This is a genomic window from Streptomyces sp. BK022, assembly GCF_004217355.1.
GTDB classification, from domain to species: domain Bacteria; phylum Actinomycetota; class Actinomycetes; order Streptomycetales; family Streptomycetaceae; genus Streptomyces; species Streptomyces griseoluteus.
On sequence record NZ_SHKU01000002.1, the window covers coordinates 155,208 to 173,414 of the forward strand.

The window sequence follows — 18,207 nt, forward strand, 5'->3', positions numbered from 1 at the left end:
TAACCACCCGAGGGTAGGCGTAGTTCGGTCGTGCGCGTGGCGATCTTTATGGGGGAGAACCTGTCCCATTGGGCCCACATGGGGTCTGAGGTGCAGGTGCGCGCTGATCGCGGTGACGCCGCCTGGTTGTTCCGCCCCTGAGACCGGAGATGCCACTATTGGCGGCACTTGGGCCGATGTGGCGCTCTGACCGTGCCAAGCACGGTCTGACGTAGGCGTCAGGCCAGCAGCCGTTGGGCGGATCTCTCTGCCCAATCTCCCCTTCCGTGGCCTATCTTGGTCCCATGACTGACGGCGAAGTCGACGCTCACCTCAAAGAAGAAGAATCTCTCACCCCGGAGGAACAGGAAGATCTTGCGGCTGCTGAGGCCGAAGCTGAACCAGTTACATATACAGGAACTGACTTCGACGCTGAAGGGCTGGTCCGCCGACTTACCCGTGGCGACATTGTAATTCCCACATTCGGGCACGGGGACGATTCTCTAGAGGTTGCTGGGTTCCAGCGCGGTTTCGTATGGCGTAGACCTCAGATGGATAGGTTCATTGAATCCCTTCTAATGGGGTACCCAATTCCAGGTATCATGCTAGTTCAGCAAGTCGACCGCAGGTACTTGGTCCTTGATGGTCAGCAAAGACTACGCACACTCCGCGCCTTCTATGAGGGTGTCCATGCCGGCCGAGAGTTCGCCCTCGAAAACGTCGCTGATGATTTTAAGGGCCTGACATATCGCACCCTTCTCCCGGAACAGCGACGTACGCTTGACAATACCTTTATTCAGGCGACGATTGTCAAAACCGACGGCAGTGGCAAGTCGCTCGAAGCGATCTATCAAGTGTTTGAACGGCTGAATTCTGGCGGAACGCAGCTCACGCCTCATGAAATCCGGATCGCCCTTTATCCCGGCACTTTTGTTGACTTCCTGGAGAGGCTAAACAAGAACAAAGACTGGAGGCAGCTTTACGGCAGCAAGTCTCTCCGTCTGCGGGATCAAGAGTTGATCCTGCGGATTCTGGCTCTCTATCAAAATTCGGCTGGCTATTTTAGGCCGCAGAAAAAGTTCTTGAACGATTTCCTGGGCAAGCATCGCAACCTTGAAGGTCTCGACAATCACAAGCTGGAAAAGCTGTTCAGTGATGCGTCGAAGTTGTTGCTCGCGGGCCCTGGTCGGGCTGCCCTGAGGTTTCAGAGTTCGCAGGTCAACGCAGCACTCGCTGAGGCGTTGTACGTCGGGCTCATGCGCAGGCTTGACGGGGGTACAGTGCCAGCACCGGACTCGGTCGCAGATGCTGTGCGCGTATTCACCACTAACCGTGAAACGGCACCCACCATCTCCGGGTCCACCGCGACTGAAGAGTACGTTCGAAAGCGTCTCGATATGGCCACGAAGACGTTTGCGGCTATCTAGGGAGCGGTATGTCGCCGTCGTGGCCACCTCGTGATGTAATCCATTTGCGTCAGGATGTCGAATCCTTGGCAGAGTGGGTGAAGAATCCCCCCGTCGACCGCACGGACGACGAGAAGATCTGGCTTGTTAGATTCTTCATAGTGAGAGTCTGCGGATACCTGGAGCAAGTTACCTTTGAATGCGCCAGGGCCTACATTGATGGGAAGTCCGGGGGGCCGGTTCGGGTATTTTCTCAATCTTGGATAGTCAGAACCAAGAATCCATCTCCAGATAACATTCTTTCGCTGGCGGGGCGGTTCGGAGGTGATTTCGAGGCGAGCCTTAAGGATCTCCTTGACGCTGACGATGCGAGACTTTCACGTGACCTCTCCTTTCTTGTTAATCGGCGGCATCGAATCGCTCACGGGCAAAGCGAAGGGCTTAATAGGGACAGGGCGATATCTCTCTATGAGGGCGCGCTGGAGATTGCGAATTGGTTCTTGGAGAATCTGAACCCGAATAGCCGGTAGGGATTGAGGCGCAGTCCACAGCTTGCCCAGGATGTGATCCGAGCGTCGTTGATCCTTGGGTCGCGGGGAGGCGTGGGTTCATCCGGGTCGCATATCAAGATCCGGACGGGGAGCGGACCGGAAGGGGCGGCGAACTGTGTGGCTGCGTCAAACTTGCAGGTCAGAGAGGGTGTGGTGCAGTGATCGCAGCGAGACTGTAAATCTGCCGGCTCAGCCTTCCCAGGTTCGAATCCTGGCGCCGCCACACTGGGGAAAACCCCCTCCGACCAGCCATTACGGCAGGTCGGAGGGGGTTTCTTCGTTTCCGGTGCCCGTTCGAATCATCGTGGCCGCCCACGCCTCCCCGTAGCCGGTCTCATGAAAGGGACCCGCCGGCCGTCGGAGCAAGATCGACTTGGGGCGACGCCCGCGCGAATCCCTTACGGACGCTGTTGCCGGATGCCAGGATCATGGAGTGGCCAGCTTTATGGATCTTTCTCATATGAACAATGTCGCCAGTGTGCTCGGCGGGGCTGCGGGCCTGGCGGCAGCGGGCGTGGCACTTCGGCAGGCGAGCGTTTCCTACCGGCGTGACGTCAACGAGAACCGTGATCGTCTCCGGCGAGAGCTGCAGCTGACTGTGGGCCCCGATCGGGGGATCGAACTCAAGCTGCCTGAGCATCCAACGGCGACCGAGGAGGAGAGCGACCAGGACACCGAGCAGGCCCGGTCCGGCTCGACCACACACAACACCACGACGTACAACATCCACTTCGAGCCAGGTGCCGTCGAAGAGCGGCGTGCCGAGTTGGAAGAGCAGCGATTCGCCGTGCTCCTCGCCGACTACTACGCCCACGGACTGACTCAGGCTCAGCGCAGCTCGCTCGTGAGTCTGGTGTTCTCGGGCTTCGGCTGTCTCATGCTCTTCGTAGGGGTGGGGCTCGCGATCTGGCGCTCCGAGACAACAGGGGATCTCTACGCCACGATGGTGACCAATGTGACCGGCGTAGTGACGGGCGTCGTCGGCGTTCTGTTTCACCGTCAAGCGCGGCGCGCACTTGAACACTTGGAAGGCCAGACCAGGCTTCTGCGGCAAGACATGCGCTCAGAGCGGGGTGTGCGGCAAGCCATCCAACTCGTGGGCGAAGTAAAGGATGTCGACCTGAAGGCACGGCTACAGGCAGCCCTGGTACTTCAGTTCACGGAGGCGTCCCTCCCTGATGTCCAGGTCTCGGTGCCCCGTCCCAGAGCCGAGACCCCGCATCGCCCGGACGGACAGCACGCGGGTACGTCGACCGCGGGCCCCGGCCTGTAGTCCCGCACGACGGGCCCGTCGGTTCCACGGCGGACCACGGCGACAACCGGCGCGGACCCCCAGAAGGGTGCCGCGCCGGTCATGGTGAGTCCGGACCCGCCCGTCAGGGCGACGGATCAGCGGCGGTGGCCGTGGCCCCGGCCGTCGTGGCCGCGGTTGTCGTCCCAGCGCTGGCCGCGCTCGCCCCACGAGACGCTGTCCACCACGCGGCGGGTGTCGTTGCGGAGGGTGGCGGTGTCGCGGCGGTTGTCCCAGACGTAGTCGTGGCGGTCCTGGAAGAGGTCGCGGGCGGTGTCGCGGCCGACACCCGTGTGGACGCGGACGGTCTGGTGGCCGCCGAGGCTGAAGTGGCGGAAGGTGTACGAGGCTCCGCGCCGGTCCTCCGTCAGCCGCCAGCCGTCGAGGTTCACGCGGTGGCGGGAGTTGTTGGTGACCTCAACCCACTCGTTGTTGAGGGAGCGGTTGGAGCCGTTGTCCCAGCCGGGGGAGTCGTACTGCACGCGGCTGATCTCGACGTGCTCGCGGTGCGAGCGGTCCGCGGCGGTGGCCGGCAGGGCCGCCGCTCCGACCAGCGCCCCGGCAGCGAGAGCGGCGGCGGCCAGGCGACGGGCGGTCACGGAAGACGAAGTCACAGGGTCTCCTGCAAGGTGCGGGCACCCGCCCACGGGACGAGCCGGGGCGGAAAGCGTGCGGTGTGCGGATGGCGACCTGCTGGCCGCGCAGACACCACTTTGGCGGGATGCGGAGGACATGTGGTGGAAACGTGAACCGTGTTACCGAGCGCCCATGTTTCCGTGACTCTCGGCTGTAACGTCCATTCATAGGAAGAATGCACCAAGTTGACGCGGTGAAAGAGGCAGAGCCCTTGTGATCACTGGACCTGGTCCCCGTTTCGCCAGGCCACGCCACCCCGGCCACCCCGCACGCGTCACCCGAAAGTGAGTAACAGCCCTGTCGGACCCCCAGGGCACACTGGTCCCATGTCCTCGCGCCGCAGAACCTGTCCCGTGTGCCACCGCGAGATCGCCGTCGTCGCCGGCCGCTTCGCGCGCCACGACCCGCCCGGCGCGCGGGAGAGCCAGGAGATGGTCTCCTGCGCGGGCTCCCGGCAGCACGCCCAGATCGGCGCGGCCCAGCCCACGCTGGACGGCTACGTCGTCCCCGACTTCCCCGGCCAGCTCCCGCTGTTCTGACCGCGGCCGCAGCCCTGCCGGGACCGTCTCCCCGGCGTGGGCGCACCGCTGTTCGGACCGGTGCCACAGCCCCGCCGAGACCGTCTCCCCGGCGTGGGCGCCCTGCTGCCCGGACCGGTGCCACAGCGCCGCTGAAGCCGCCTCGCCGGCGCCGGTGCCCCGCTGCTCCGGCCGGCGCCGCAGCCCCGCCGGGGCCGCCTCAGTTCCCCGCGACCGCCTTCACGGCCACCGCCACCGGCACCGACCCCTCGATCAGCTCCAGCGTCAGCCCCGCCGTCGACGAGGACTCCACCAGCTCCGCCAGCACGGCCGCCACGTCGTCCCGCGGGACCTTGCCGCGTCCGGTGTGCGCCGCCAGCTTGACCAGCCCCGTGCCCGGCTCGTCCGTCAGCGAACCGGGGCGCAGGATCGTCCAGTCGAGGGCGTCCTGCGCGGCGATGTACGCGTCCGCCTCGCCCTTGGCCCGCAGATACACGTCGAAGACCTCGGTGCCGGTGTGCCGGGGGTCCGCGCCCATCGAGGACACCACCACGAACCGGCGCGCCCCGGCCCGCACCGCCGCGTCGGCGAACAGGATCGCCGCGCCCTTGTCCACCGTCTCCTTGCGTTCCTTGCTGCTGCCCGGACCCGCGCCGGCCGCGAACACGGCGGCGTCGGCACCCCTGAGCGCCTCCGCGACCTCCTCCACCGACGCGGACTCCAGGTCCAGCACGACCGGCTCGGCGCCGGCCGCCCGCAGATCCGCCGCCTGCTCCGGCTTGCGGATGATGCCCGCGACCTCGTCCCCGCGCGCCGAGAGCAACCGCTCCAGCCGCAGCGCGATATGACCATGACCTCCGGCGATGACAGTGCGCATGATTACGACCGTACGCCCGCCGCGACCCATCCGCCCCACGGGGCGGGCCTCACCCGGAGAACGTCCCCCGGCAGGGACGCGGCGCACGGCGGCAACCGGGGGCGCACAGGGCGGCCGTCCCTGCCACGGGTGGCCCAACTCGCCGTAGATAAAAGGCTGTTACGACAGCCTCTTGCGGCCCTGCCGAGGCAGCCCCAGCTCCGCCTCGGCCGCCGAGTTGCAGTACTCCCGCACCGCGCTGGTCCGGGCCACGACCCGCCCCCGGTGCACGACGATCCTGCTGTACGCCAGCGACAGCGCCCCCGCCAGCTCCTCCCCGCGCACCGCCAGCAGCTCGGCGGGGAATCCCGCCTCCACCCGCACCTCCGGCAGCCCCAGCACCGCCCGCGCCGACGCGCTCACCACGTCGTAGGCGTCGGCCGGGCGCATCCCGTGGGCGGAGGCGAGGAGGTACGCCGCCTCCAGGGGGTCGCCCCGGCCCACCGGGTTGGCCAGGTCCCGCAGAGCGCCGCTGCCCGCCGCGACGCGCACCCCGGCCGCGCGCAGCAGCCGTACCGGCGCGGTGCCCCGGCGTTCGGTGCCGGCGCAGCCGCCCTGGGGGAGGCAGACCACCGTGATCCCGGCGGCCGCGAGCCGGTCCGCGACGCGGTGCGCGGTCTCGGCCGGCAGCCGGGCGAGAGCCGCGCACGGGCCGAGGGTCACGCCGGGACGCAGGCCCCCCGCCATCGCCGCGAGCCGGGACAGCCGGGCCGAGTCCGCCGCGTCGGTGTGCAGATCGACCGGGCAGCCCTGTTCGGCGGCGACCTCCAGCACCGCCTCCACGTAGCCGATGGGATCGGGGTCCAGGTCGGGGCAGCCGCCCACCACGTCGGCGCCCATCTTCACGGCGTCCCGCAGCATCGCCAGCCCGTCCGCACCGGCGACTCCGGTCAGCAGCCTGGGCATCGCCACCGCGGTCAGTTCCGCGAGCCCGCGCAGCGAACGGCGGGCCTGGAGCACCGCCTCCAGCGCGCCGAGCCCCTGCACGTCGCCGACGCGCACATGGGCCCGTACCGCCGTGGCGCCGTGGCCGAGCTGGAGCAGGGTCGCCTCGGTCACTCTGCGTTGCATTTCCTCGGGGGTGGCCGAGGGCGGGCCGGGGGGTTCGGCGGTGAGGCAGGTGTCGCCGTGAGCGTGCGGCTCGGCGGGGGCGGGGAGCAGCAGGTAGCCGCGCAGGTCCACCCGGGGGGCACCGGCGCGGGCCGGCCCGCGGGCCAGGGTGCCCGCCGTGCCGACCGCCTCGATACGGCTGCCGCCCAGCCGTACGTCGACCGTCCGCCCGTCGGTGAGCCGCGCCCCGCACAGCACGAGGGAGCCCTGGTCGGGGGCGGGCGGGGGATGCTGCCGGCTGTCGGGCATAGGGCGCTCGGACTCCTGAGGCGGGGGAACACGGAGCAAGATCACGCAGAGTGTCCGAGCGTAGGGTCGGCGGCCGTGTGGACCGCGCAGGAGGGCAATAGTCGTACCGGCGTGGCACCGGGCTCTCAGGGGTGCCGGAGCGGCTTCGGAGGCAGGGGAGACGGCCCGCGATGGGCGCCCCGATACGGATTTGGGCGATCGGCGGCGGACCGTGTAATGTCTTCCTCGCTCGCCCCAATAGCTCAGTCGGCAGAGCGTCTCCATGGTAAGGAGAAGGTCAACGGTTCGATTCCGTTTTGGGGCTCTGGTGTGAGAGGTACCCGTCGCAAGGCGGGTTCCGATCTCATCAAAGCGGTGTAGCTCAGTCGGTAGAGCAAGCGGCTCATAATCGCTGTGTCACCGGTTCAAGTCCGGTCACCGCTACTGACAGTAGCCGATTGCGGGGTCGGTCCTTCGATCGGCTACTCTTACATGCGTTGAACTAGCCCATCCGTTCGTCCTAGGAGCACTCACGTGGCTGCCACCGACGTCCGCCCGAAGATCACGCTGGCCTGCGTGGAGTGCAAGGAGCGGAACTACATCACCAAGAAGAACCGGCGTAACAACCCGGATCGCATGGAGATGAAGAAGCACTGCCCGCGTTGCAATGCGCACACCGCGCACCGCGAAACGCGATAATTTCAGGCTCGTACTTGAGGTCGCCCCCGGCACTATGGGGGGCGGCCTCAAGTCGTTTTTCCCCTTGTACTCACTCCGCTAGACCAGGAGGTACCGGGCCCATGGCGCTCGACCAGTCCTTCGTGGGGCGTACCTACCCGCCCACCGAGCCCTACGAGGTGGGCCGGGAGAAGATCCGCGAGTTCGCCGAGGCCGTCGGCGACACCAACCCGGCGTACCGCGACCCGGAGGCCGCCCAGGCGTACGGGCACGCCGATGTGATCGCCCCGCCGACCTTCGTGTTCTCCATCACCTTCCGCGCCGCCGGACAGGTCGTCGAGGACCCCCAGCTCGGCCTGGACTACAGCCGCGTGGTGCACGGCGACCAGAAGTTCGCCTACACCCGCCCGGTGCGCGCCGGTGACCGGCTCACCGTCACCTCCACCATCGAGGCCGTCAAGTCCATGGCGGGCAACGACATCCTGGACATCCGGGGCGAGGTGCACGACGCGTCCGGCGAGCACGTGGTGACCGCCTGGACCAAGCTGGTGGCCCGCGCGGCCGAGGAGGTCTGAGCAGCGATGACCGCGAAGATCGCGTACGACGACGTCGAGGTCGGCACCGAACTCCCGGCGCAGACCTTCCCCGTGACCCGCGCCACCCTCGTGCGCTACGCGGGCGCCTCCGGGGACTTCAACCCCATCCACTACAACGAGCGGTTCGCCAGGGAGGTGGGCCTGCCGGACGTCATCGCGCACGGCATGTTCACCATGGCCGAGGCCGTCCGCGTCGTCACTGACTGGACCGGTGACCCGGCCGCCGTCGTGGAGTACGGCGTCCGCTTCACCAAGCCGGTCGTCGTGCCCGACGACGACAAGGGCGCGCTGATCGAGGTCTCGGCCAAGGTCGCGGCCAAGCTCGACGACAACACCGTCCGCGTCGACCTCACCGCGACCTGCGCCGGCCTGAAGGTGCTCGGCATGTCCCGGGCGGTCGTCCGGCTGGCCTGACCGGCGGCCGCGGCACAGCGGCAGAAGTAAGGGGCGTCCGGCAATGGCGGGCGCCCCTTACCGTTCGCCCCGCCCCGTAGTCTTGCCTCCGTGCACGTACTCCACGACGCCCCCCTGGCCCCGCTGACCACCTTCCGGCTGGGCGGTCCCGCGACCCGGCTGGTCACCGCCACCACCGACGCCGAGGTGATCGACGCCGTCCGCGAGGCCGACGGCAGCGGCACCCCGCTGCTGATCATCGGTGGCGGCTCCAACCTGGTCATCGGCGACAAGGGCTTCGACGGCACCGCCCTGCGCATCGCCACCCGTGGCGTCGAACTGCGCGGCACCACCCTGGAACTGGCCGCCGGCGAGGTCTGGACGGACGCCGTCGCCCGCACCGTCGAGGCCGGGCTCGCCGGGATCGAGTGCCTGGCCGGCATCCCCGGCTCGGCGGGCGCCACCCCGATCCAGAACGTCGGCGCGTACGGCCAGGAGGTCTCCTCCACCATCACCGAGGTGACCGCCTACGACCGCCGCGCGGGGGAGACCGTCACGCTCACCGGCGAGGAGTGCGCCTTCTCCTACCGCCACAGCCGCTTCAAGGCCGACCCCGAGCGCTACGTCGTGCTCCGCGTCCGCTTCGAGCTCCAGGACGCGGGCGGCCTGTCGGCGCCGGTCCGGTACGCGGAGACCGCGAGCGTGCTCGGCGTCGAGCCCGGCGACCGGGTGCCGCTGGCCGACGCCCGCGAGACCGTGCTGAGGCTGCGCGCGGGCAAGGGCATGGTCCTCGACCCCGAGGACCACGACACCTGGTCCGCCGGGTCCTTCTTCACCAACCCGATCCTGGACGAGGAGCGGTTCGCCGCCTTCCGGGACCGGGTGCGCGAGCACCTCGGCGCGGACGCCGTCCCGCCCGCCTATCCGGCGGGGGAGGGGCTCACGAAGACCTCCGCGGCCTGGCTGATCGACAAGGCCGGCTTCACCAAGGGGTACGGCACCGGGCCCGCCCGCATCTCCACCAAGCACACCCTGGCCCTCACCAACCGGGGCGAGGCCACCACCGAGGACCTGCTCGCGCTGGCCCGCGAGGTCGTCGCCGGGGTCAGGGACGTCTTCGGCGTGACCCTGGTCAACGAGCCGGTGACGGTGGGCGTCAGCGTCTGACGGCGCCGGCGGCTAGTACGCCACCCCGACCCCCTGCCGGACCGTGGCCGGGTCGCCGAGCGCCGCCAGCATCGCGTGCGCCACGTCCGCGCGGCCGATGGTCCGGCCGGCGCGCGGGAAGCCGCCGGCCACCGTGCGGTAGCGGCCGGTCAGGGGCCGGTCGAGCAGGCGCGGCGGGCGTACCGAGGTCCACTCGGCGCTGCTGCGGGCCAGCTCGGCCTCCGTCTCGCGCAGATCGGCGTAGACGTCCTTGAGCACCGCCGACACCACGGACCGCAGCGCGCGGTCCAGCGGGCCGTCGTCCTCGGGGGCCGGGCCCACCGGGGCGGCGCTGACGATCACCAGCCGGCGCACCCCCTCCGCCGCCATGGCGGCCAGCACCGCGCGGGTCAGCCCGGCCGTCACCCCCGCGGCCTTGCGGGACCGCGCCCCCAGCCCCGACAGGACCGCGTCCCGGCCCGCCACGGCACCGCGCACCGCCTCCGGTTCGGACAAGTCGGCCCGGACCACGTGCAGCCGCTCCCCGGTGACGGTGAGCCGGGCGGGGTCCCGCACGACGGCCGTCACCTCGTGCCCCGCGTCCAGGGCCTGCCGGACGATCTCGCCGCCCACCCCGCCGGTGGCGCCGAACACGGTCAGCCTCATGCGCTCACCGGCTCGGCCAGCCACGCGTCCACGCCCGCCAGCAGACGCTCCTTCGTCTCGGTGGGCGCCGCCGAGCCGCGCACCGACTGCCGGGCCAGTTCGGCGAGTTCGGCGTCGGTGAAGGCGTGGTGGTGGCGGGCGATCTCGTACTGGGCGGCCAGCCGGGAGCCGAAGAGGAGGGGGTCGTCGGCGCCGAGGGCCAGCGGGACGCCGCCCTCGAACAGAGTGCGCAGGGGGACGTCCTCGGGCTTCTCGTAGACGCCGAGCGCCACGTTGGAGGCCGGGCAGACCTCGCAGGTGATGCCCCGGTCCGCGAGCCGCTTCAGCAGGCGCGGGTCCTCCGCGGCGCGCACTCCGTGCCCGATCCGGGTGGCGTGCAGGTCGTCCAGGCAGTCGCGCACCGACGCCGGGCCGGTCAGCTCACCGCCGTGCGGCGCCGACAGCAGGCCGCCCTCGCGGGCGATGTGGAAGGCACGGTCGAAGTCGCGGGCCATGCCGCGCCGCTCGTCGTTGGAGAGGCCGAAGCCGACGACGCCCCGGTCCGCGTACCGCACCGCGAGCCGGGCCAGGGTGCGGGCGTCCAGCGGGTGCTTCATCCGGTTCGCGGCCACCAGCACCCGCATCCCGAGCCCGGTGTCGCGGGAGGCGGTGTCCACCGCGTCCAGGATGATCTCCAGCGCCGGGATCAGCCCGCCCAGCCGTGAGGCGTACGAGGTCGGGTCCACCTGGATCTCCAGCCAGCCCGAGCCGTCCCGGACGTCCTCCTCGGCGGCCTCCCGGACCAGCCGCTGGATGTCCTCGGGCTCGCGCACGCACGAGCGCGCCGCGTCGTACAGCCGCTGGAAGCGGAACCAGCCGCGCTCGTCGGTGGCCCGCAGTCTGGGCGGCTCGCCGCTGGTCAGGGCATCGATCAGGGCCTCGGGCAGCCGGACGCCGTACTTGTCGGCCAGCTCCAGGACGGTGCCGGGGCGCATCGAGCCGGTGAAGTGCAGATGCAGATGGGCCTTGGGAAGCTCCGAGAGATCACGTACACGCTCCATCCAGAGATCCTGCCGCACCGGGAGGCCACACCGGTAGCCGGTTCCCCTTTCGTGGTCTTGCTCGCACACAGAAGCGGGGCGCACCCTCCTCGCCGTGAGGAGGGTGCGCCCCGCTTCAGAAGGACCTCAGTCCCGCGCCTCGGCCAGCAGCTTCTGCATCCGGCTGACGCCCTCGACCAGGTCCTCGTCACCCAGCGCGTACGACAGCCGCAGGTAGCCCGGCGTGCCGAACGCCTCACCGGGGACGACCGCGACCTCGGCCTCCTCCAGGATCAGCGCGGCCAGCTCGACCGTGGTCGCGGGGCGCTTGCCCCGGATCTCCTTGCCCAGGAGGTCCTTCACCGACGGGTAGACGTAGAAGGCGCCCTCGGGCTCCGGGCACAGCACGCCGTCGATCTCGTTCAGCATCCGCGTGATCGTCCGGCGGCGCCGGTCGAACGCCTCGCGCATCTCCGCCACGGCCTTCAGGTCGCCGGAGACGGCGGCCAGCGCGGCGGCCTGCGCCACGTTGGAGACGTTGGAGGTGGCGTGCGACTGGAGGTTGGTCGCGGCCTTGACCACGTCCTTCGGACCGATGACCCAGCCCACCCGCCAGCCGGTCATCGCGTACGTCTTGGCGACACCGTTGACCACGATGCACTTGTCCCGCAGCTCGGGCAGGATCGCGGGCAGCGAGGTGAAGGTGGCGTCGCCGTAGACCAGGTGCTCGTAGATCTCGTCGGTCAGCACCCACAGGCCGTGCTCGACGGCCCAGCGGCCGATGGCCTCCGCCTCGGACTCGCTGTAGACCGCGCCGGTCGGGTTGGACGGCGAGACGAAGAGGACGACCTTCGTCTTCTCCGTGCGGGCCGCCTCCAGCTGCTCGACGGTGACGCGGTAGCCGGTCGTCTCGTCGGCCACGACCTCCACCGGGACACCGCCCGCGAGCCGGATCGACTCCGGGTAGGTGGTCCAGTACGGGGCCGGGACGATGACCTCGTCGCCCGGGTCGAGGATCGCGGCGAACGCCTCGTAGATGGCCTGCTTGCCGCCGTTGGTCACCAGGATCTGCGAGGCGTCGACCTCGTAGCCCGAGTCCCGCAGGGTCTTCGCGGCGATGGCGGCCTTCAGCTCGGGCAGGCCGCCGGCCGGGGTGTAGCGGTGGAACTTCGGGTTCCGGCAGGCCTCTACGGCCGCCTCGACGATGTAGTCCGGGGTCGGGAAGTCGGGTTCACCGGCGCCGAAGCCGATCACCGGACGCCCGGCGGCCTTGAGGGCCTTGGCCTTGGCGTCCACGGCGAGGGTGGCGGACTCGGAGATCGCGCCGACTCGGGCGGAGACCCGGCGCTCGGTGGGAGGGGTTGCAGCGCTCATGGCCCCATCGTTCCAGACCGGAAACACGGCGGGCACACGGGTTTCACAGACTGAACAGCACCGGGCGGCCGGCGGAACAAGGGTCCGAATCCGGGCCGCGGCCTGGACGATCTTCCACTCCGGGCGCCCGGCCGGGCACTTTCTGTTCGACGCCGGGCCGTGGAGCACGTACACTCATTCCTCGTTGGCCTCCAGCAGCCACCGCGTGACCGCATCACACCGGGCGGTCGGGCGGATGCGGTAGGTTGGGGGACATCAAAGGGTCGTAGCTCAATTGGTAGAGCACCGGTCTCCAAAACCGGCGGTTGGGGGTTCAAGTCCCTCCGGCCCTGCTACACACACCGCCAGGATGTGTGCGCATGTACGTACAGCAATGCACCGCCGTGCGGCTCTGAATTCACCGGGCGCGGCACGGCCACGATTCCGGGATCAGGTGAGGACGCATGACGGACGCCGTGGGCTCCATCGACACGCCTGATGCCCAGGACGAGCTGTCGGATGCCAAGAAGCCCCGCAAGGGCGGCAAGCGTGCCAAGAAGGGCCCGCTGAAGCGTCTTGCCACTTTTTACCGCCAGATCATCGCGGAACTCCGCAAGGTCGTCTGGCCGACCCGCAATCAGCTGACGTCGTACACGACCGTCGTGATCGTCTTCGTCGTCATCATGATTGGCTTGGTCACCGTGATTGACTATGGCCTCAACCACGCGGCCAAGTACGTCTTCGGCTGAGCCAAGAGCGAAGGGCGCCGTGGTACCGGCGCCTTTTTTCGCATGTTCCACCCCTATGTATCCAGGAAGAAGCAGCCATCGTGTCTGACCCGAACCTGAACGACGCCACCGAGCCTCGCCGAGAAACCGCCGAGGCGGTGGACGCCGAGCTCGACATCGTCGAGGGCGCGGACGAGCAGGACGAGTTCCAGGCTGCCGAGGCCGCTGCGGGCGAGCCCGCCGAAGCGGTCACCGAGGTCGAAGAGGACGTCGTCGAGACCGGCGAGGCGGACGAGGCCGGCGACGACATCGCCGAGGCCGAGGAAGCCGTCGAGGTCGTCGAGGAGGAGCCGGCCGAGCCGGTCGACCCCATCGCCGCGCTCCGCGAGGAGCTGCGCACGCTGCCCGGCGAGTGGTACGTCATCCACACCTACGCGGGTTACGAGAACCGCGTGAAGACGAACCTGGAGCAGCGCGCCGTCTCGCTGAACGTCGAGGACTACATCTTCCAGGCCGAGGTGCCGCAGGAAGAGGTCGTCCAGATCAAGAACGGCGACCGCAAGACGATCAAGCAGAACAAGCTCCCGGGTTACGTCCTGGTCCGCATGGACCTGACGAACGAGTCCTGGGGTGTCGTCCGCAACACCCCCGGCGTCACCGGCTTCGTGGGCAACGCCTACGACCCGTACCCGCTGACCCTGGACGAGATCGTCAAGATGCTCGCCCCGGAGGCCGAGGAGAAGGCCGCCCGCGAGGCCGCCGAGGCCGAGGGCAAGCCCGCCCCGCAGCGCAAGGTCGAGGTCCAGGTGCTGGACTTCGAGGTCGGCGACTCGGTCACCGTCACCGACGGCCCCTTCGCCACCCTCCAGGCCACGATCAACGAGATCAACGCCGACTCGAAGAAGGTCAAGGGCCTCGTCGAGATCTTCGGCCGCGAGACCCCGGTCGAGCTGAGCTTCGACCAGATCCAGAAGAACTAGTTCTTCAGGTCACACGCTTCCGTGCAGGTCAGACCGGCTCTCGTAGCCGGTCTGACCTGCACGGTTTTTAGCCGCACATCTATACCCGCTATCGTTGTGCGGTATGCCTGCGTCCGGGTTGGTCCCCTTACGCGGGCAGGACCCGAATCGAAAGGACCCGGAGAGCTATGCCTCCCAAGAAGAAGAAGGTCACGGGGCTCATCAAGCTCCAGATCAACGCCGGTGCGGCGAACCCGGCCCCGCCGGTCGGCCCCGCGCTCGGTCAGCACGGCGTCAACATCATGGAGTTCTGCAAGGCCTACAACGCCGCGACCGAGTCGCAGCGTGGCTGGGTCATCCCGGTGGAGATCACGGTCTACGAGGACCGTTCCTTCACCTTCGTGACCAAGACTCCGCCGGCCGCGAAGATGATCCTCAAGGCCGCTGGTGTCGAGAAGGGCTCCGGCGAGCCGCACAAGACCAAGGTCGCGAAGATCACCGACGCGCAGGTCCGCGAGATCGCCACCACGAAGATGCCCGACCTCAACGCCAATGACCTGGACGCCGCGGCGAAGATCATCGCCGGTACCGCGCGCTCCATGGGCATCACGGTCGAGGGCTGAGCCCCACCTTCGTAGTTCCCCGCGGCTGCCGAACGGGCGGTCGCGCGTGGTAGGGCCTGCTCGGCCCGTACACCACGACTCCTTTTTCAGAACACACAGGAGCAAGTTGTGAGCAAGCGCAGCAAGGCTCTCCGCGCTGCGGACGCCAAGGTCGACCGGGAGAAGCTGTACGCCCCGCTCGAGGCCGTCCGTCTCGCCAAGGAGACCTCCACGACCAAGTTCGACGGCACCGTCGAGGTCGCCTTCCGCCTGGGTGTCGACCCGCGCAAGGCCGACCAGATGGTCCGTGGCACCGTGAACCTCCCGCACGGCACTGGTAAGACCGCTCGGGTCCTGGTCTTCGCGACCGGTGACCGTGCCGAGGCCGCGCGTGCCGCCGGCGCCGACATCGTCGGTGCCGACGAGCTGATCGACGAGGTGGCGAAGGGCCGTCTGGACTTCGACGCCGTCGTCGCCACCCCGGACCTCATGGGCAAGGTCGGCCGCCTCGGCCGCGTCCTCGGCCCGCGTGGTCTGATGCCGAACCCGAAGACCGGCACCGTGACCCCGGACGTGGCCAAGGCCGTGACCGAGATCAAGGGCGGCAAGATCGAGTTCCGCGTCGACAAGCACTCGAACCTGCACTTCATCATCGGCAAGACGTCGTTCGACGACGACAAGCTGGTGGAGAACTACGGCGCCGCGCTGGAGGAGATCCTCCGTCTGAAGCCGTCCGCCGCCAAGGGTCGCTACATCAAGAAGGCCGCCATCAGCACCACGATGGGCCCCGGCATCCTGGTGGACCAGAACCGCACCCGCAACCTCCTCGTCGAGGAGGACCCGGCCGCCGTCTGAGCCTTCGCTCACCGGTAGCCGCGTCTGCGACGCGTGACGCAGGTCGAGGACCCCGCACCCCCTCCGGGTGCGGGGTCCTCCCCTTTCGCGCCTCCCCTCCCGGCCGGGAGCACCGCTGGGTTACGGTGCGGACAGACGCGTACAGGGGTGGGGGACCGGATGAGGAGCACGAACGTCCGCCGGGCGGGGTTCGCGGCGATGGCGCTGGCCCTGTCCGCTCCGGCCGCGTGCGGCGACGCCCACGACGACGGCCGGGCCCGCTCGCTGGCCGCCCTGCGCTCCGCCGAGCACTCCACCGACCGCGCCGAGTCGGTCCGGGTGCGTTCCACGCTCAGCTACGGCACGGCCCTCTCCCTCTCCTCGGACGGCGCCCTGCGCTGGCACGACGGAGTCACCGGCCACCTCACCATCCGCTACACCGGCGGAGCCCTGGCGACCGCGATGCGCAAGGCCGGCACCCCGTCCCTCACGGCCCGCTACCTCCCGGACGCCTACTACGCGCGGATGAGCGACACCTTCGCCAAGCGGGCCGGCGGCAGGCACTGGATCAAGTACGGGTACGCCGACCTGGTGCGCGGCGGCGAGGGCTTCGGGATGTATCTGAAGGACCAGATGCGCAACACCACCCCCAACCAGTCGGTGAAGATGCTGCTGGCCTCCGGGGACGTACGCCGGGTGGGCACCGAGCGGGTCCGGGGCGCCCGGGCCACGCACTACCGGGGCCGGATCCGGGTGGCCGACCTGGCGGGCCGGGAGAGCGGGCTGAGCGCGCGCGAGCTGGCCGGGCTGAAGCGGCAGCTCGACCAGGCCGGGGTGCGCACGGAGACGGTCGACCTGTGGATCGACCACCGGAACCTGCTGGTCAAGAAGGTGGAGCGGGCCGACACCGCTCAGGGCAGCCTGGTCAGCACCGCCTACTACCGCGACTACGGGCTCCGTGTCGTCGCCGAGGCGCCCCCGGCCTCCGACACCCGTGACTTCACGGAGCTGGCCCGCTCCAAGGGTGCCGCCGGAAGCCGCTGAGCACCGGATTTGCCCGTCGGTGCCCGAGTCACGTACTCTCCTCGAGAAGCCAAAGACCGCTGGTCGTTGCCGCACGCTCACCTGAGGGTGTGGTGGCCGAAGGACCTACTGCAAAGTGGGCGACCCGCGCAGGTGTCAGTGGAAGTACTCCCGGAGCAGACGCGCTCACGCGTAGGCGCCCGGTCGAGTCCGCCCCGAGCGCCTGCGCCGGGGCGTTTCGTTTTTTCCAGTCTCCTCCTTCGGGTCCGCGCGGTCAGAATCACCCGGAAGGAGGCCGAGGCTCTATGGCGAGGCCCGACAAGGCTGCCGCAGTGTCCGAGTTGACGGAAGCGTTCCGCAACTCCACCGCTGCCGTGCTTACCGAGTACCGCGGTCTCACCGTGGCGCAGGTCAAGACCCTGCGCCGGTCGCTCGGTGAGAACGCCAAGTACGCCGTGGTGAAGAACACGCTGACCAAGATTGCGGCCAACGAGGCCGGGATCACCACGCTGGACGACCTGTTCAACGGTCCGACGGCTGTCGCCTTCGTCACCGGTGACCCGGTGGAGTCGGCGAAGGGTCTCCGTGACTTCGCCAAGGACAACCCGAATCTCGTCATCAAGGGCGGTGTCCTTGACGGTAAGGCGCTGTCCGCCGACGAGATCAAGAAGCTTGCGGACCTCGAGTCCCGCGAGGTTCTGCTCAGCAAGCTGGCCGGTGCCTTCAAGGGCAAGCAGTCTCAGGCTGCTCAGCTCTTCCAGGCGCTGCCCTCGAAGCTCGTCCGCACCGTGGACGCGCTCCGTGCCAAGCAGGCCGAGCAGGGCGGTGCCGAGTAATTCGGCTCGCTTTCTGACCCTTGCCGCATGAGGCGGCCAGGGTCGCAGCGGGCCGACGTACGCCCGCCACATCCAGTACATCCGGCACCCGCCGATCGAGTGGAAGGACCGCCATCATGGCGAAGCTCACCCAGGACGAGCTGCTTGCCCAGTTCGAGGAGATGACCCTCATCGAGCTCTCCGAGTTCGTGAAGGCCTTCGAGGAGAAGTTCGACGTCACCGCCGCCGCCGCGGTCGCCGTGGCCGGCCCGGCCGCCCCCGGCGCCCCGGTCGAGGCTGCCGAGGAGCAGGACGAGTTCGACGTCGTCCTCACCGGCGCCGGCGACAAGAAGATCCAGGTCATCAAGGTCGTGCGCGAGCTGACCTCCCTGGGTCTGAAGGAGGCCAAGGACCTCGTCGACGGCGCCCCGAAGCCCGTCCTCGAGAAGGTCACCAAGGAGGCCGCGGAGAAGGCTGCCGAGTCCCTCAAGGGTGCCGGCGCCTCCGTCGAGGTCAAGTAACACCTCACGGGGTTCCGCGAACCTCACCCGCGTGACCGCGGCCTGAAGAGGCTGTAACGCGAACGCACCGAAGAGCGATCATCCATCCGGGTGGTCGCTCTTCGGCGTATCCGCAGGGGGATCACGGTTGCCTTGCACTCGTCCTGGCGAGGGGTATGGTGATCTTCGTTGTGCCTCCGGAAGGCCCCGTTCCGGCTGGGGGGCCTTGACGAACCGCACGCAGCGCGCAATTCTCAGGA

21 protein-coding genes and 3 tRNA genes are annotated in these 18,207 nt (G+C 68.9%); 18 read left to right on the forward strand and 6 right to left on the reverse strand.

Annotated elements, in window-relative coordinates; translation table 11 throughout:
* The first annotated feature begins 284 nt into the window (after nt 1–284).
* The 3 genes from EV284_RS06735 to EV284_RS06750 all read left to right on the forward strand — a co-directional run bounded on the left by EV284_RS06735 (nt 285) and on the right by EV284_RS06750 (nt 3,209).
* The gene (locus EV284_RS06735) at nt 285–1,406 is read left to right on the forward strand and encodes a DUF262 domain-containing protein (protein WP_130331391.1); all 1,122 of its coding nucleotides are present in this window, start codon (nt 285–287) and stop codon (nt 1,404–1,406) included.
* Nucleotides 1,407–1,471: 65 nt separating this feature from the next.
* Nucleotides 1,472–1,915: a HEPN domain-containing protein gene (locus EV284_RS06740; RefSeq protein ID WP_130331393.1), complete on the forward strand. Its 444-nt coding sequence runs from the start codon at nt 1,472–1,474 to the stop codon at nt 1,913–1,915.
* 454 nt (nt 1,916–2,369) lie between these two features.
* On the forward strand, nt 2,370–3,209 hold the full coding sequence (locus tag EV284_RS06750; protein WP_130331395.1) for a hypothetical protein: 840 nt from the start codon (nt 2,370–2,372) through the stop codon (nt 3,207–3,209).
* A gap of 116 nt (nt 3,210–3,325) precedes the next feature.
* On the opposite strand, the gene EV284_RS06755 is transcribed toward EV284_RS06750, so the two are convergent.
* The gene (locus tag EV284_RS06755; protein WP_242625614.1) at nt 3,326–3,841 is read right to left on the reverse strand and encodes a lamin tail domain-containing protein; all 516 of its coding nucleotides are present in this window, start codon (nt 3,839–3,841) and stop codon (nt 3,326–3,328) included.
* A gap of 348 nt (nt 3,842–4,189) precedes the next feature.
* Here EV284_RS06755 and EV284_RS06760 point away from each other — a divergent pair, with 348 nt between their 5' ends.
* The gene (locus EV284_RS06760) at nt 4,190–4,402 is read left to right on the forward strand and encodes a hypothetical protein (protein ID WP_130331399.1); all 213 of its coding nucleotides are present in this window, start codon (nt 4,190–4,192) and stop codon (nt 4,400–4,402) included.
* 199 nt (nt 4,403–4,601) lie between these two features.
* Here the strand turns inward: EV284_RS06760 and EV284_RS06765 are convergent, their stop codons facing one another.
* Together EV284_RS06765 and EV284_RS06770 are read right to left on the reverse strand one after the other, a co-directional pair.
* On the reverse strand, nt 4,602–5,258 hold the full coding sequence (locus EV284_RS06765) for an SDR family oxidoreductase (RefSeq protein WP_130331401.1): 657 nt from the start codon (nt 5,256–5,258) through the stop codon (nt 4,602–4,604).
* 159 nt (nt 5,259–5,417) lie between these two features.
* On the reverse strand, nt 5,418–6,656 hold the full coding sequence (locus EV284_RS06770) for an amidohydrolase family protein (protein ID WP_130331403.1): 1,239 nt from the start codon (nt 6,654–6,656) through the stop codon (nt 5,418–5,420).
* Nucleotides 6,657–6,887: 231 nt separating this feature from the next.
* On the opposite strand from EV284_RS06770, the gene EV284_RS06775 reads away from it, so the two are divergent.
* The 6 genes from EV284_RS06775 (at nt 6,888) to EV284_RS06800 (ending at nt 9,469) form a co-directional block, all read left to right on the forward strand.
* A tRNA-Thr gene (locus EV284_RS06775) sits at nt 6,888–6,960 on the forward strand.
* Between the two features lie 46 nt (nt 6,961–7,006).
* Nucleotides 7,007–7,079, forward strand: a tRNA-Met gene (locus EV284_RS06780).
* A 90-nt stretch (nt 7,080–7,169) separates the two neighbouring features.
* A complete protein-coding gene (gene rpmG / locus EV284_RS06785) occupies nt 7,170–7,334 on the forward strand; it encodes a 50S ribosomal protein L33 (RefSeq protein WP_018834916.1) in 165 nt (54 codons plus the stop codon).
* A gap of 101 nt (nt 7,335–7,435) precedes the next feature.
* A complete protein-coding gene (locus tag EV284_RS06790; protein WP_130331405.1) occupies nt 7,436–7,888 on the forward strand; it encodes a MaoC family dehydratase N-terminal domain-containing protein in 453 nt (150 codons plus the stop codon).
* A 6-nt stretch (nt 7,889–7,894) separates the two neighbouring features.
* Nucleotides 7,895–8,323 carry a MaoC family dehydratase gene (locus EV284_RS06795; protein WP_130331407.1) on the forward strand — a complete coding sequence of 143 codons (429 nt, stop codon included), beginning with the start codon at nt 7,895–7,897 and terminating at the stop codon, nt 8,321–8,323.
* 90 nt (nt 8,324–8,413) lie between these two features.
* Complete coding sequence (locus tag EV284_RS06800; RefSeq protein WP_130331409.1) at nt 8,414–9,469, forward strand: UDP-N-acetylmuramate dehydrogenase; 1,056 nt, start codon at nt 8,414–8,416, stop codon at nt 9,467–9,469.
* 12 nt (nt 9,470–9,481) lie between these two features.
* On the opposite strand, the gene EV284_RS06805 is transcribed toward EV284_RS06800, so the two are convergent.
* From EV284_RS06805 to EV284_RS06815, 3 genes are all read right to left on the reverse strand, one after another.
* On the reverse strand, nt 9,482–10,114 hold the full coding sequence (locus tag EV284_RS06805) for an NAD(P)H-binding protein (protein WP_130331411.1): 633 nt from the start codon (nt 10,112–10,114) through the stop codon (nt 9,482–9,484).
* Nucleotides 10,111–11,154 carry an adenosine deaminase gene (locus EV284_RS06810; protein WP_130331413.1) on the reverse strand — a complete coding sequence of 348 codons (1,044 nt, stop codon included), beginning with the start codon at nt 11,152–11,154 and terminating at the stop codon, nt 10,111–10,113. Before EV284_RS06810 ends, EV284_RS06805 begins: the two co-directional genes overlap by 4 nt.
* 126 nt (nt 11,155–11,280) lie before the next feature.
* A complete protein-coding gene (locus EV284_RS06815; protein WP_130331415.1) occupies nt 11,281–12,507 on the reverse strand; it encodes a pyridoxal phosphate-dependent aminotransferase in 1,227 nt (408 codons plus the stop codon).
* Between the two features lie 259 nt (nt 12,508–12,766).
* Between EV284_RS06815 and EV284_RS06820 the strand changes: the two genes are divergently transcribed.
* The 8 genes from EV284_RS06820 (at nt 12,767) to rplL (ending at nt 17,968) form a co-directional block, all read left to right on the forward strand.
* A tRNA-Trp gene (locus EV284_RS06820) sits at nt 12,767–12,839 on the forward strand.
* A gap of 111 nt (nt 12,840–12,950) precedes the next feature.
* The gene (gene secE, locus EV284_RS06825) at nt 12,951–13,235 is read left to right on the forward strand and encodes a preprotein translocase subunit SecE (RefSeq protein WP_030811625.1); all 285 of its coding nucleotides are present in this window, start codon (nt 12,951–12,953) and stop codon (nt 13,233–13,235) included.
* A gap of 80 nt (nt 13,236–13,315) precedes the next feature.
* Nucleotides 13,316–14,194 carry a transcription termination/antitermination protein NusG gene (gene nusG / locus EV284_RS06830; protein WP_130331417.1) on the forward strand — a complete coding sequence of 293 codons (879 nt, stop codon included), beginning with the start codon at nt 13,316–13,318 and terminating at the stop codon, nt 14,192–14,194.
* Between the two features lie 167 nt (nt 14,195–14,361).
* Complete coding sequence (gene rplK, locus EV284_RS06835) at nt 14,362–14,796, forward strand: 50S ribosomal protein L11 (RefSeq protein ID WP_030811629.1); 435 nt, start codon at nt 14,362–14,364, stop codon at nt 14,794–14,796.
* Between the two features lie 108 nt (nt 14,797–14,904).
* A complete protein-coding gene (gene rplA, locus EV284_RS06840; RefSeq protein ID WP_030811632.1) occupies nt 14,905–15,630 on the forward strand; it encodes a 50S ribosomal protein L1 in 726 nt (241 codons plus the stop codon).
* 159 nt (nt 15,631–15,789) lie between these two features.
* Nucleotides 15,790–16,653, forward strand: a complete 864-nt coding sequence (locus EV284_RS06845; protein ID WP_130331419.1) for a hypothetical protein — start codon at nt 15,790–15,792, stop codon at nt 16,651–16,653.
* A 284-nt stretch (nt 16,654–16,937) separates the two neighbouring features.
* Nucleotides 16,938–17,468, forward strand: coding sequence for a 50S ribosomal protein L10 (gene rplJ / locus EV284_RS06850; protein WP_086689993.1), 531 nt, complete (start codon nt 16,938–16,940; stop codon nt 17,466–17,468).
* A gap of 116 nt (nt 17,469–17,584) precedes the next feature.
* Nucleotides 17,585–17,968, forward strand: coding sequence for a 50S ribosomal protein L7/L12 (rplL, locus tag EV284_RS06855; RefSeq protein WP_130331421.1), 384 nt, complete (start codon nt 17,585–17,587; stop codon nt 17,966–17,968).
* The last annotated feature ends 239 nt before the right edge of the window (nt 17,969–18,207 follow it).

What these genes read in the sequence shown, in the direction of transcription:
- EV284_RS06735 (WP_130331391.1), top strand. Translation starts at nt 285, where the DNA reads ATGACTGACGGCGAAGTCGACGCTCACCTCAAAGAAGAAGAATCTCTC.
- EV284_RS06760 (WP_130331399.1), top strand. Translation starts at nt 4,190, where the DNA reads ATGTCCTCGCGCCGCAGAACCTGTCCCGTGTGCCACCGCGAGATCGCC.
- EV284_RS06765 (WP_130331401.1), bottom strand. Translation starts at nt 5,258, where the DNA reads ATGCGCACTGTCATCGCCGGAGGTCATGGTCATATCGCGCTGCGGCTG.
- EV284_RS06770 (WP_130331403.1), bottom strand. Translation starts at nt 6,656, where the DNA reads ATGCCCGACAGCCGGCAGCATCCCCCGCCCGCCCCCGACCAGGGCTCC.
- EV284_RS06790 (WP_130331405.1), top strand. Translation starts at nt 7,436, where the DNA reads ATGGCGCTCGACCAGTCCTTCGTGGGGCGTACCTACCCGCCCACCGAG.
- EV284_RS06795 (WP_130331407.1), top strand. Translation starts at nt 7,895, where the DNA reads ATGACCGCGAAGATCGCGTACGACGACGTCGAGGTCGGCACCGAACTC.
- EV284_RS06805 (WP_130331411.1), bottom strand. Translation starts at nt 10,114, where the DNA reads ATGAGGCTGACCGTGTTCGGCGCCACCGGCGGGGTGGGCGGCGAGATC.
- EV284_RS06810 (WP_130331413.1), bottom strand. Translation starts at nt 11,154, where the DNA reads ATGGAGCGTGTACGTGATCTCTCGGAGCTTCCCAAGGCCCATCTGCAT.
- EV284_RS06815 (WP_130331415.1), bottom strand. Translation starts at nt 12,507, where the DNA reads ATGAGCGCTGCAACCCCTCCCACCGAGCGCCGGGTCTCCGCCCGAGTC.
- secE (WP_030811625.1), top strand. Translation starts at nt 12,951, where the DNA reads ATGACGGACGCCGTGGGCTCCATCGACACGCCTGATGCCCAGGACGAG.
- rplK (WP_030811629.1), top strand. Translation starts at nt 14,362, where the DNA reads ATGCCTCCCAAGAAGAAGAAGGTCACGGGGCTCATCAAGCTCCAGATC.
- EV284_RS06845 (WP_130331419.1), top strand. Translation starts at nt 15,790, where the DNA reads ATGAGGAGCACGAACGTCCGCCGGGCGGGGTTCGCGGCGATGGCGCTG.
- rplJ (WP_086689993.1), top strand. Translation starts at nt 16,938, where the DNA reads ATGGCGAGGCCCGACAAGGCTGCCGCAGTGTCCGAGTTGACGGAAGCG.
- rplL (WP_130331421.1), top strand. Translation starts at nt 17,585, where the DNA reads ATGGCGAAGCTCACCCAGGACGAGCTGCTTGCCCAGTTCGAGGAGATG.